The following is a 13,133-nucleotide window of genomic DNA, read 5'->3' as shown; positions in this document are numbered from 1 at the left end:
ATGACGACGAAAAAGGCCTGGCATGTGAATGGATTTTTGGCGCTGCTGCTGGCGTTGGCGTCTATTGTCGGAAGCGTGGTTCTGTTCGCCAATGCCGGTTCGGAGACGAGCGGCTTCCCAGGGGCTGAGCCTGAAGTCAACGGCTGGTTTATTTTCGGCGGGATTGTGCTGATCGTCGTATTCATCGTCCTGCTCACTTCGCTAACGATCGTGCAGCCTAATCAGGCGAAAATTATTACGTTTTTCGGTCGGTACAAAGGAACGATTACGGAAAGCGGATTGTGGCTGGTCGTGCCGTTCTCGGGCAAGACGAAGGTATCGCTGAAGGTTCGCAACTTCAATAGTCAGACTCTGAAGGTGAACGACGCGGAAGGCAACCCGATCGAGATCGGCTGCGTCGTCGTATTCAAGGTCGTCGATACGGCGAAGGCGGTGTTCGACGTCGACAACTACAGCAAGTTCGTAGAGGTGCAGAGCGAGACGGCGATTCGTCATATCGCGGCCAACTACGCATACGATACGTTCTCGGACGAGCAAAAACCATCGCTAAGAGGCAATGCGGACGAAGTGTCGCAGGAGCTCACGCAAGAGCTTCAGACTCGCCTTGCGCTTGCGGGCGTCGAGGTGCTTGAGACGCGTCTGACTCATTTGGCCTATGCGCCGGAAATTGCCAGCGCGATGCTGCAGCGGCAGCAAGCGATTGCGATTATCGCGGCCAGGCAGAAGATCGTGGAGGGGGCCGTCACGATGGTGGAATCCGCGCTTCAGCAGTTGAAGGACAACGGAATCGAGCTGGATGGGGAACGTCGTGCGGCGATGATTAACAACCTTATGGTCACAATCGTATCCGATCGGGCGGCGACGCCCGTAATCAACACGGGTACGATGTACGGGTAAGGATCGTTATGGCTAGGGAAAAGAAGGCGTTCCCGCTGCGACTGGACGCCGAAATTCATCGCGCGGTGGAAAGGTGGGCGGAGGAAGAGTTTCGCAGCGTAAACGGTCACATCGAGTATTTGCTCCGCGAGGCGCTGCGCAAGGCGGGGAGACTTCCTTCGGGAAACCGCCCGGCGCAACCGACCGATCCGGATTCCGCTTCTGACAATGCCGAACAGCCATAGACTAATAACAAACAGGAGACTGCCGGTGTCCGTCCTTTGCGGACGACCGGCTGTTTTCTTGTTATTGTGCTCAAGCTGATCATAAGGGAGGCGTTCAAAATGAGAGGTCTCAGAGTTTTAATTTTTATGGTCCTGGTGCTGATCTTTATATCGGGGTGCAGTAAAGAGGATGCCAAACGCATGGTCGATGAGGTTCCTGCTCCGTTCGCATTCGAACGTGAAAATATAGTCAAAGTAACGATATCTAAGGGGGACGGGCAACTAGCTGCTGAACTCGCGGATAACAAAAATTTGAACAAACTGAGAGATATCTTGGATAAAGCACGTCCATTTACCGGTGCTTATCCATTCGACTTGCTTGGCATACTCGTGATCGAATCGAAAAATGGAACAAAGCGAGAATTGCAAGTGACGGGGAACGGCCATGTTTTTGTCGACATGGAGGCAAAGATTGCTTATGAGTTACACAAAAAAATGCTTTTTTGATTTCGTTGAAAAGTTGAATTAGCAAAATACAGATGGAAGCAGCACATCGCCGGTAGAGTCGATTCTAATCCAAATAAACGGTATCGTACGGATGTTCGGCTGTCCGGCGCCGGTATTCGCCGGGCGTCAGCTGCAAATAGTGACGAAAGATTTTGCCGAAGTAGCTGGGGCTATCGAATCCGCAACGGATACCGATGGACTGAATGCTGTCGTCGGTTTTACGGAGCATCGTGACCGCGGCTTCCACTCGTCTGCGCTGCAGATAAGCGAGCGGGGAGTCGTTTTCTTTTTTCTGGAACAGTCTGCACAGATAGGAGCGGGATACGCCGCAGCTCGCCGCGATGCCCTCTAACGTAAGCGGTTCGGCAAAATGGTCGCGCATATACCTCTTGGCTTGACGAATTGCCGGATGCATGCCGGTTTCCTTGGAGACGTAGTTGGCGTCGGAACGAAGGAGGGAGAGCATCCATCTGTACAGTTGAACGGAAAGCTCGGTCGGATCCGACAATCGATCGACGGACACGGCCTGGTAGATTTCCCAGAAAAGCGCGATCGGCTGCGATTCGGCAGACAGCCGAACGATCGGCCCGTGCTTCTCGACAATTCTGTCGCACATGCGAAGCGCATCTTCGCCGCAGACGTTCAGCCAGAAGAATCCCCATGGCTGTGTGCCCTCCGGCGGGTAGTAGTAGCGCTGCTCGCTCGGTACCCGAACAAGAAATCCGCACCCGGCGGGAACCTCCCATGTCTGCCCTCCGGTATCGACGCGGCCTTCTCCGTTTAACGTATATTGGAAAATCGCATGTCCTTTATCGCCTCGAACTCGACAATCGTTGCCGTAGCCAGCCTCGGCGTCCGTCGTCCAGCCAAGCGAATCCAGCGTCATGTACGGCTGCGCTTCAGAAGGCCGAAAAGCGAATGAACCCGGTTGCAGCATATGGTTTCTCCTGGATAACATTTTTTTATCTATTGTACTACATAATCTGAATTATAGGGGAGACTCCATGGATAATCTCCAATTCATGAAGTCAATATTGTTATAGAAATGTAGAATATGTTCAGATTGTCGCCCGTATACCCTCCTGATAAGATAAAGCCATATTTACTTTGCGTACAATGAAGGAGCAGCGATAATAATGGCAGAAAAACATTCGCAGTTTCAAACCCGCTGCGTCAGCTCGCTTGTGAAAGTGTTTGCCGACGAAGCGTTAACGGAAGCATCCTGGAATCGGGGGACCGCGCTGTGGTCGGAGACCTTTGCATTCCAAGTCGCTTATCGCTCGGAGGCATTGGTGTATTCGATGAAGGTTGCGGTTTCGTCCGAACTCGCGGCGTGGACGACCGTGCGCCCGGTCGGTCTGGCTCCTTCCGAGCTGCCGACGTTTGCTCACTCCGACGATTATGTGCTGCGCAAGACGCCGGGGCTCTACCCGGATCCGCTCTATCCGCTTCCGGAGGACGGAATGCGCGCGTATCCCGGGCAATGGAGGACGCTATGGGTAACGGTCGAGCTGCCGTCGAAGGAAGCTTGGGAAGCGGCTGGCGGCGCTTCTTCGGGCGTTCGTTCGTTTACGTTTGACTTCCATTTCACGGGAGACGAGGGCGTCGAGCTTGGCAGTCAGCGTTTTACCCTGGAAGTTCTTCCAGCGGAGCTGCCTGAGCAGAAGCTGATTCATACGGAGTGGGTGCACTACGACTGCCTGGCTACGTACTATATGCTTGATATTTTCGGGGAGAAGCACTGGGAGCTGATCGAACGTTACGTTGAAAATGCGGTTCGGCACGGCATGAATATGCTGCTTACCCCGTTATTTACGCCTCCGCTGGATACGGAGATCGGAGGAGAGCGGTCGACCGTGCAGCTCATCGACGTTGAGCGGACTCAGGATGGCGAATATCGTTTTGGCTTTGACCAACTGACTCGTTGGGTAGAAATGTGCGATCGCGTTGGGATCCGTTATTTTGAGTTCTCTCATCTGTTCACGCAGTGGGGAGCGAAGCATGCCCCCAAGATCGTCGCCACGGTTAATGAAGGCGGCGAGAAGAAGCAGCAGCGGATTTTCGGCTGGGAGACGGATGCGGCCGGGGAGCCTTATCGTCAGTTTCTGTCCCAATTCCTGCCGGCTCTCGACGGCTTCATCCGCGAGCATAAGTTGGAGGACAGAAGTTATTTCCACGTCTCGGACGAGCCGAACCTGGACCAACTGGAGGATTACCGCAGAGCCAGCGCGATTCTGAAGGAGCACCTGGGCGCGTATCCTTTTATCGAAGCGTTGTCGGATTACGGCTTCTACGAGCAAGGACTCGTGCCGGTTCCGATTCCGGCGAACGATCATATCGACAAGTTTCTGGAAAATGAAGTGCCTGGCCTGTGGACGTACTACTGCTGCGGGCAATCCGTCGACGTGTCCAACCGGTTCTTCAACATGCCGTCGGCGCGTAACCGGATTCTCGGTTACCAGCTCTACAAATTCGGGATTAAGGGTTTCCTTCAGTGGGGCTTCAATTTCTGGAATACGCAACACTCCAAGGAAGCGATCGATCCGTATCGGGTGACGGATGCCGGAGGCGCGTTCCCTTCGGGAGATTCGTTCGCCGTGTATCCGGGAACGGACGGTCCGCTGGATTCGATCCGCTGGGAAGTATTCCGCGAAGCGCTGCAGGATTTGCGGGCTTGCGAGCTGCTGGAATCGCTCGGCGGGCGCGAGCAAGTGCTGGAGCTGCTGGAGGCGGGCTTGTCGGAGCCGATCACGTTCCGCAATTATCCTCGCGAAGCATCCTGGCTGCTAGCAAAGCGCACGGAAATCAATCGGCAGATTGCGAAGCTGGCCGACGCTTGAAGAGCATAAGACAGAAAGCGCGCAAAGCAAGAGTATGAAGACGGTAGTGCGTCGTTTGACATAAAGATTCTCAGATCGGTTTTTCGGAGGAGAATGCAAAAATGAAGGACAAAATAAATATCGCAATGATCGGGCTGGGGGCACGAGGCTCCTCCCTGATGGAAATGATCCTCAACAATGCGAAGGATGTAGAGATTGCGGCCGTATGCGATTTGTATGAGGATAGGCGGGAAGCGGCCGCGAACAAGGTGGAGCAAGAAAGGGGCAAGCGCCCTGCGGCGTTTGCGCGTTATGAGGATGTACTGGCCATGACCGAAGTCGACGCTGTCGTCATCGGCGCATCCTGGGCCGCTCATATCGACATTGCCGTTGCGGCGATGGAAGCCGGCAAGTATGTAGCCAGCGAAGTCGGCGGAGCCTATTCGATTCAAGAGTGCTGGAAGCTGGTGGAGACGTACGAGAGAACGAAAACCCCCATCATGTTGATGGAAAACTGCTGTTACGGCCGCGATGAAATGATGGTCATGAACATGGTGAAGCAGGGCCTTTTCGGAGAAATTGTCCACTGCTCGGGCGGCTATCTTCATGATCTGCGCGACGAGATCGCCGGAGGGGAAGAAAACCGGCACTATCGGCTGCAAGAGTACATTCACCGCAATTGCGAAAACTATCCGACGCACGAGATCGGCCCGATCGCGCAGGTGCTTGACATCAACCGCGGCAACCGGATGTTGTCGCTCGTATCGGTTGCGTCCAAGGCGAGCGGGATGCAGGACTATATCAAGCGTAAGAAGGGGGAAGACCACCCTCTTGCCGGCACCCGTTTTCATCAGGGAGACATCGTGACGACGATCATTCGCTGCGCCCGCGGCGAGACGATCACGATTACGCTGGATACGACGTTGCCGAGATCGTATTCCCGCGGTTTTACGGTCAGAGGAACGAGAGGCATGTTTATGGAGGACAATCAGTCGGTTTTCATCGATGGGCAGCATGACGAGTATCACTTCGATTGGAAGAGCCAATGGGGCAACGCGGAGAGCTACTACGAGCAGTACGATCACCCGGTCTGGAAGAAATTCGTCAATGACGGCGTTAAAGGCGGCCATGGAGGCATGGACTGGCTGGTGTTCGAGGATTTCTTCGAATCCGTTAAAACCGGCAAGCCGACTCCGATCGATGTGTACGATATGGCCGTATGGATGAGTATTTCCGCGTTGTCCGAGGATTCGATTTCCTTGGGCGGGCATCCTGTGGCGTTTCCGGATTTTACGAACGGCAGATGGGTTACGAGACGTTAGGAGGCCGATCTCGCTGCAGCGTCTAAAGAAGCCCGTCGGCAGTCAAGCCTGGCAAGTCGGCTTGACTCCGGCGGGCTTTTTATTCACTTGTACGATGATTCGTACAAGTTGACCTCAACCAAACGATGAAGGATGGGGCTTTGTACGAAGTATCATCTATTCGAACGCGATCTACTCTGTCCGGAAGAAGCTGAAGGCGTTTTTGATCGTGCATGCGGACAGCTCCGTGCCAATTGAGCCCGCTAATGTCGTCTCGCTGCCTAATTTGCTCCATCACTCGCCGATCGATAGGAATAACAAGCAAATTAGAAATTTCCTACTTGTCTTCCGAGAATACGATAGACTATAATACGGACTATAGTCAGTTATGTAAGCGTTTGTTATGGAATCGATACCAGAACCGTTGGGTATCGATAATAATATCAGTATGGAATCGATACCACATTGCGAAACACAACTAAAATTATTGCTGGAGGGGAACCGGATGAAGTTCGTCGAGGTGAACGGAATCAAGCTGTCGCAGCTTATGATCGGCACGGGAGACATCAAGAAGTGGGGCAGCACGGAGATGCTGGATCAGTTCGTGGCGGCGGGAGGTACGGCAATCGATACGGCGCATCAATATCGCGAGGCGGAAAAGATCGTCGGACAATGGCTGCGGGAGACGGGAAATCGGGATCGGGTGGTCATTCTGACCAAAGGAGCCCACCATGACGACGGCAGCCCGGGAGCCAGAGTTACTTCCGAAGCGATCCGCAAGGATCTATCCGAGAGTTTGGAGCGGCTTGGCACCGATCGCATCGACTTGTATGCGCTGCATCGGGACGATCCTTCCGTTCCCGTAGGGCCGGTTATCGAAGAGCTGAACCGGCATCTCGAAGCTGGAACGGTGCGGGCGATCGGCGCTTCGAACTGGACTTATTTGCGAATCAAGGAAGCGAACGAATACGCCGCCAGCCACGGCTTAAAGGGCTTTATGTTCAACAGCGTCAACCTGAGCTTGGCTAAAGCCAACGAGCCTCGCTGGGAAGGTTGCGTATCGGCGGACGAGGCGACCAGCGACTGGCATAAGGCGAATCAGCTGCCGTTGCTGTCGTGGTCGGCGCAGGCGGGCGGATTTTTCGCCGGACTGTTCTCTCCTGAGGACCGTTCCAATGCGGAGATGGTCAGAGTGTATTACAACGAAGACAATTGGGAGCGATATCGCAGAGCGGTTAAGCTGGCTGAGATGAAAGGCGTTTCCTCAAATCAGATCGCCTTAGCGTTCGTGCTCAATCGTCCCTTCCCGACCGGAGCTATCATCGGCCCTCGCAGTCAATCCGAGCTTAACGATTCCTTGCAGGCGATGAATATTGAGTTAACCGGGGAGCAGCTGGAATGGCTGAACCTGGAGAGAGAGGAGCTGGCGTAATGAGAGAGAAGCTTGCGGCACAGCTGTTTACGGTGAGAAACGAGCTCAAACGCGATTTTATCGGGACGTTGAGAGAGCTGAAGAAGATGGGCTGGGCGGCCGTTCAAATCGACGGTCTGCACGGCAACGATCCAAAGGAAATTGCAGAGGCCATGCGGGAGCTCGGGCTTAAGACGGCAGGCATGCATGTCGGGTTGGAACGGATGAACAACGACTTGGAAGCTGTGCTTGAAGAAGCGAGGCTGTTCGATACGAAGGACTTCATCTGCCATTCGCTGCCGGATCGACTGCAGAATGAAGATGGCTACCGTACTGTGCGCAGGGATCTGCTGGCCGTTTCGGAGAAAGTGTCTCATCTTGGCTTCCGCGTCGGCTACCATAATCACGACTTTGAATTTCATACGGAGATCGACGGGCGCTACGCTCTCGACTATGTGCTGGATTTGGACGCCGAACGTCCGATCTACGCGGAGATCGATACTTACTGGGTCAAGAAGGCGGACCTTGATCCGCTCCAATACATTAGCAAATATGCCAATCGGATGCCGATTCTTCACCTCAAGGATATGACTGCGGACGATCGGCGGTATTTCGCGGAAATCGGCAGCGGAGTTATCGATTTCGCTCCGATCCTTCGCTGGGGCGAGGCGAACGGCGTCGAATGGTATGCCGTCGAACAGGACTACTGCCCGGGTAGTCCGCTCGACAGTCTGGCGAACAGCTTGGAATATTTGACGAAGAGGCTGCCGTGATCGATGTTGAGCGGTGTGGAACTGATATTCGATCCTAAAGTATGGCAGATTAGCAGCTGGGAGCTGACCCTTAGAATACTGCTTGCCCTCGTATTAGGCGGATTGATTGGACTGGAACGGGAGCTTGGCGGTCATTCCGCCGGCTTCCGGACGCATATTCTCGTGACGATGGGCTCCGCGATCATCGTGCTGCTATCCGCATACGGCTTCTCCTCGTTCGCTTCGGAACCGAACGTGCGGATGGACCCGGCCCGACTGGCCGCGCAGGTCATCAGCGGCATCGGTTTTCTCGGAGCGGGAACGATTATGCGCACGGGGTTGACCGTGTCGGGTCTGACGACGGCGGCGTCGCTGTGGGTATCCGCGGCGATCGGGCTGTCGGCCGGAGCGGGATTTTACTACTGCGCGATCATATCGACCTGTCTGGTGGTGATCAGTTTGTTTGTCCTGAACAAGGTAGAGAAGCTGTTCTCACGAACGAAGAAAATACGGGAAGTACAAATCAAAATGGACAGAAAGTCGGCGGGCCTGGGTGCCGTGCTGGCTTACCTGAATCGGAGCGGGCTGCAGATCAACAAGCTGACCGTGGACAACGAAGAGCAGTCCGATGCGCCGAGCGGACGCTGCTTGATTCTGCGCATTCAGGTCAAATTAAAGAAGGTAAAGAAATACGAGGAAGTGATCGCCGCGTTGGTCGGCATGGAAGGCGTCGTCGGTTTCGAAACGCTGGATATGACGGCATGAATGCAGCCGGGCGGTCGGATGGAAAGGAGCTTGAACTATGCTATTAACGGAATCGAAAATTAAAGAACGTCTGCAGGAGCTGGAAGCGACGAGGTATCGGGACGCAATTGCGATCGAAGCTTTCCGCTGGACGGAGGACGAGAGCGGCGAAGTCGCTCCCAAGCCTCCTCAAGCTGAGGGGAGCGAGACGATCCGGCTCGGAGAGACCTGGGTCGGACGAGACAGATACGCATGGCTTTCGCATACCGTGACAGTTCCGCAGCAGTGGGCTGGACGCAAAGTGATTGGCCGCTTTGACTTCGGCGAGACCGGAGGAGGCAACAACTCGGGATTCGAATCGTTGTTCTACTTGAACGGCGCGCCATATCAAGGCGTCGATTCCAACCACACGGAAGTCTTTTTCCCGCAGGAGACGGTCGGAACCGACATTCGGATCGATATCCGGCTGTGGTCGGGGCTTGAAGGCGGAGGCCCGCCGAAGCCGCGCAAGCATACGATCCAGGTGGCCGAGCTTTGCTGGCTAGATGAGGCAATGGACGACTATTACTATACGGCGCGCGCTGCGCTCGAGACGATCAAGACGCTGGACGCCAACCATCCCGACCGCATTCAGCTTGTGAACGCGCTGGATCGCTCGCTGCTTAAAATCGACTGGTCCTATCCTCGTTCGGAAGCGTTTTACTCTTCGGTGAGCGAGGCTCGCGATTCGCTTCGCTCTGATGTGGCCGCTATCGAAAAGCATTCCCGCGTTACGGTGACTTGCATCGGCCATACGCACATCGACGTGGCGTGGTTGTGGCGGCTCAAGCATACTCGCGAGAAATGCGCCCGTTCGTTCTCGACCGTGCTGCGGTTGATGGAGCTGTTCCCGGACTATGTCTTTTTGCAAACGCAGCCTCAGCTCTACGAATACGTGAAGAACGATTTTCCGGAAATCTACGAGAAAATCAAGGAGCGTGTCCAGGAAGGCCGCTGGGAAGCGGCCGGGGGCATGTGGCTGGAAGCCGATTGCAACCTGACGTCCGGCGAATCGCTCGTGCGCCAGCTGCTGTTCGGAACCCGTCTGTTCCGCGAGGAGTTCGGCTCGGAATGCCGCTATTTGTGGTTGCCTGACGTATTCGGCTATAGCTGGGCGCTGCCGCAAATTTTGAAGAAATCCGGCATCGATACGTTTATGACGACCAAAATCAGCTGGAGCCAGTTCAACCGGATGCCGCACGATACGTTCCGCTGGCGCGGCATCGACGGCTCCGAGGTGCTCACCCATTTCATTACGACGCCCGACGAGCACGACAGCCCTTACTATACTTACAACGGGGTCGTCGAAGCGCAAATGGTCAAGGGCATCTGGGACAACTACCGCGATAAAAATATCAACGAAGAGCTGCTGCTGTCGTACGGCTACGGCGACGGAGGCGGAGGCGTCAACCGCGAAATGCTGGAGATGCGCCGCAGATTGGACGAAATGCCGGGGCTGCCCCATGTGAAGACCGGAACGGCCGACGCTTACTTCCAAGGCCTTCAAGAACGCGTCGCCAACACCGATCAGTACGTTCACACGTGGGACGGCGAGCTGTACCTGGAATTCCACCGGGGCACATATACGAGCCAAGCGTATAACAAGCGGATGAACCGCAAGCTGGAGCTGGGCTACCGCGAGGCGGAATGGTTGGGCGCTTTCGCGAGCCTCCTGAACGGAGATTGGTCCGCTTATCGCCAAGCCGACTTAAATGCAGGCTGGAAAATTATTTTGCGCAATCAGTTCCACGATATCATTCCCGGCTCCTCCATCAAGGAAGTGTACGAGGACAGCACGAAGGAGTATGCCGAGGCGAAGCAGACGGTCGACTCGGCTTGGGCGCACGCGACGAACGCCGTTCTTGCGCAGAAGGCGAAAGCGGTAACGGTATTCAACTCCTCGCCGTGGACGCGCAGCGACTTGGCCGAAGTGGCGTTGCCTGAAGGCGCGGCAGACGGAGAATGGATCGACGCGCAAGGCCGGATCCTTCCCGCAGAGCGCAAAGGAGATCGTTGGAACGTCAAGGTGGAAACGCCGGCAATGGGCTATGCGACGATCGGGTTCCGGCCATCCGCCGACAAGGGCTCTCAAGAGACAGCGTTCCGCTTCGAACAATCCGGCATCGACACGCCGCATTATCGGATCGACTGGAATGAAGCCGGCCAATTAACCGGAGTATGGGATAAGGCGGCAGGCAAGCAGGTGCTGGCGGACGGAGAGCGCGGCAACGTGCTTCAGGTGTTCGAGGACAAGCCGCTTATGTTCGACGCGTGGGACATCGATATTTACTATCAGCAGAAAATGCGCGAGGTGACCGAGCTGCAATCGGTTGAGCTGATTCACAACGGCTCGCTTTCGGCTTCCGTTCGCTTTGTCTGGAAGTATATGAATTCCACGATTTCGCAGGTGCTGCATGTATATGCGGACTCCAGACGCATCGACTTCGCGACAGAGGTCGACTGGCAGGAGCGGCAGCAGCTCTTGAAGGCGGCGTTCCCGGTCGCGGTGCGCTCGACTGAGGCGACCTACGACATTCAATTCGGCAACGTCAAGCGTCCGACGCACTGGAATACGAGCTGGGACTGGGCGAGATTCGAGTCGGTCGGCCACCAGTGGGCCGATCTGTCCGAGCGCGGCTACGGCGTCAGTCTGCTCAACGATTGCAAATACGGCTATGACATCAAGGGGCATACGATGCGCCTGAGCCTGATCAAGTCGGCGATCGAACCCGATCCCGATGCGGACAGAGGACATCACGAATTCACGTATGCGCTGCTCCCGCATCAAGGAGACTGGTACGAGGGCGGCACGGTCAAAGAGGCGTGGGCGCTCAACAACCCACTGCGCACTGGCGCAGGCGCTACGGCGAAAGCGGAAGCTTCCCTGCTCCGTGTGTCCTCCGATAACGTTATGATCGACGCGGTCAAGAAGGCGGAGGACTCGGACAGTCTGATCGTCCGGCTGCACGATTATTCCGGCATGCGGGAGAAAGTCGTCCTGACCAGCGATCTGAATGTCGTCTCCTGGCAGGAATGCGACCTGATGGAACGACCGATTGGCGAGCCGCAAGCCGCCGATCGCGTTGAGTTCAATCTGCTGCCGTACGAGCTCAGAACGTTTAAGCTCGACATTCGGGCTTAGATGAAGGAGGAACGAAGCATGAACGACGATTACAGCCGTTATCCGGAGGCGGTGCAGAGACTGTTCGCGGAAGCGGACAAGAAGCTTGCCGTCCGTCCGAAGCTGCTGGGTATGTTCAAGCGCTGCTTCGCCAGCACGCTGGAGACGACGACCAAACGGATGGGGGACGGCTCGACATTCGTCATTACCGGCGATATTCCCGCGATGTGGCTGCGCGATTCCAGCGCCCAGGTAAGGCATTACATTCCGTTGGCTGCGGAGGATGCCGAGCTTGGCGCTATGATCGAAGGAGTCGTGCGTCGGCAGATGATGTATGTCGGCATCGATCCGTACGCCAATGCGTTTAACGAAAGCCCGAACGACGAGCGCTACGACGAAGACCTCACCGATCTTAATCCGTGGGTGTGGGAGCGCAAATACGAGATCGATTCGCTCTGTTATCCGGTGCAGCTCAGCTATTTGTACTGGAAGGCGACGGGGCGGACCGCGATGTTCGACGAGCAGTACCGTTCCGCTCTCCGCCGCATTTTGCAGCTATGGGAGACGGAACAGTATCACGACGCGCAATCTTCCTATCGGTTTCAGCGATTCGATTGCCCGCCGACCGATACGCTTCGCAACGGTGGCAAAGGCATGCCGGTAAATTACACCGGCATGACCTGGTCGGGCTTTAGGCCGAGCGACGACGCTTGCACGTTCGGGTACTTGGTTCCCTCCAATATGTTCGCTGCCGTCGTTCTCGGATACATGGCCGAAATTGCGGACCAGGTGTACAGGGACGAAAGGCTGCGCCGCAAGGCGGAGCGGCTGAAAGAGGAGATCGAGTTCGGCATCGAAGCTTACGGCACGCTCTTTCACCCGAAATACGGGAAAATCTACGCCTACGAAACGGACGGATACGGCAACCATCATTTGATGGACGACGCCAACGTACCTAGCTTGCTGTCGATTCCGTATCTCGGATATCGTTCAGCGGACGACCCGGTGTATCGCAATACGAGACGTTTTATTCTCAGCGAGGACAATCCGTATTATTATGAAGGTACGGCTGCGAGCGGCATCGGAAGTCCGCATACGCCGCATCGCTATATTTGGCACATCGCCCTTTCTATGCAGGGACTGACTTCCCGCAACCCGCAGGAGGCTGTGCGGCTGCTCGATACGTTGCTGGCGACGGATGCAGACACCGGCTTTATGCATGAAGGCTTTCACGCCGACGATCCTCAGCTCTACACTCGGCCGTGGTTTGCTTGGTCGAACAGCCTGTTCGCGGAGTTCGTGCACGGCTTGATGCGCCAAGGAGCATTCGATTGACGAA

The 13,133-nt window shown here is 55.6% G+C and carries 11 protein-coding genes; 10 read left to right on the top strand and 1 reads right to left on the bottom strand.

The window, feature by feature from the left end:
• From J4772_RS03580 to J4772_RS03570, 3 genes are all read left to right on the top strand, one after another.
• Positions 1–897, top strand: coding sequence for an SPFH domain-containing protein (locus J4772_RS03580; protein ID WP_116061623.1), 897 nt, complete (start codon positions 1–3; stop codon positions 895–897).
• 8 nt (positions 898–905) lie between these two features.
• A complete protein-coding gene (locus J4772_RS03575; RefSeq protein WP_209074173.1) occupies positions 906–1,121 on the top strand; it encodes a type II toxin-antitoxin system antitoxin in 216 nt (71 codons plus the stop codon).
• Positions 1,122–1,220: 99 nt separating this feature from the next.
• On the top strand, positions 1,221–1,607 hold the full coding sequence (locus J4772_RS03570) for a hypothetical protein (protein WP_209074172.1): 387 nt from the start codon (positions 1,221–1,223) through the stop codon (positions 1,605–1,607).
• A 64-nt stretch (positions 1,608–1,671) separates the two neighbouring features.
• On the opposite strand, the gene J4772_RS03565 is transcribed toward J4772_RS03570, so the two are convergent.
• On the bottom strand, positions 1,672–2,544 hold the full coding sequence (locus tag J4772_RS03565) for an AraC family transcriptional regulator (protein ID WP_181917725.1): 873 nt from the start codon (positions 2,542–2,544) through the stop codon (positions 1,672–1,674).
• A gap of 199 nt (positions 2,545–2,743) precedes the next feature.
• Here J4772_RS03565 and J4772_RS03560 point away from each other — a divergent pair, with 199 nt between their 5' ends.
• From J4772_RS03560 to J4772_RS03530, 7 genes are all read left to right on the top strand, one after another.
• Entirely contained in the window at positions 2,744–4,447 is a 1,704-nt protein-coding gene (locus J4772_RS03560) for a glycoside hydrolase domain-containing protein (protein WP_209074171.1), read from the top strand.
• Between the two features lie 101 nt (positions 4,448–4,548).
• Positions 4,549–5,748, top strand: coding sequence for a Gfo/Idh/MocA family protein (locus tag J4772_RS03555; RefSeq protein ID WP_209074170.1), 1,200 nt, complete (start codon positions 4,549–4,551; stop codon positions 5,746–5,748).
• 484 nt (positions 5,749–6,232) lie between these two features.
• Positions 6,233–7,159, top strand: a complete 927-nt coding sequence (locus J4772_RS03550; RefSeq protein WP_116061635.1) for an aldo/keto reductase — start codon at positions 6,233–6,235, stop codon at positions 7,157–7,159.
• Positions 7,159–7,911: a sugar phosphate isomerase/epimerase family protein gene (locus tag J4772_RS03545; RefSeq protein WP_116061636.1), complete on the top strand. Its 753-nt coding sequence runs from the start codon at positions 7,159–7,161 to the stop codon at positions 7,909–7,911. The genes J4772_RS03550 and J4772_RS03545 overlap by 1 nt, the downstream gene beginning before the upstream one ends.
• 3 nt (positions 7,912–7,914) lie before the next feature.
• Positions 7,915–8,655, top strand: a complete 741-nt coding sequence (locus J4772_RS03540; protein ID WP_116061637.1) for an MgtC/SapB family protein — start codon at positions 7,915–7,917, stop codon at positions 8,653–8,655.
• A gap of 37 nt (positions 8,656–8,692) precedes the next feature.
• Complete coding sequence (locus tag J4772_RS03535; RefSeq protein ID WP_209074169.1) at positions 8,693–11,815, top strand: alpha-mannosidase; 3,123 nt, start codon at positions 8,693–8,695, stop codon at positions 11,813–11,815.
• An 18-nt stretch (positions 11,816–11,833) separates the two neighbouring features.
• The gene (locus J4772_RS03530) at positions 11,834–13,129 is read left to right on the top strand and encodes a glycoside hydrolase family 125 protein (protein WP_247741005.1); all 1,296 of its coding nucleotides are present in this window, start codon (positions 11,834–11,836) and stop codon (positions 13,127–13,129) included.
• Positions 13,130–13,133 lie beyond the last annotated feature (4 nt).

The sequence above is a fragment of the Cohnella sp. LGH genome (assembly GCF_017671885.1).
In the GTDB taxonomy this organism is placed as follows: domain Bacteria; phylum Bacillota; class Bacilli; order Paenibacillales; family Paenibacillaceae; genus Cohnella; species Cohnella phaseoli.
This window is presented reverse-complemented; position numbering and strand designations above follow the sequence as displayed.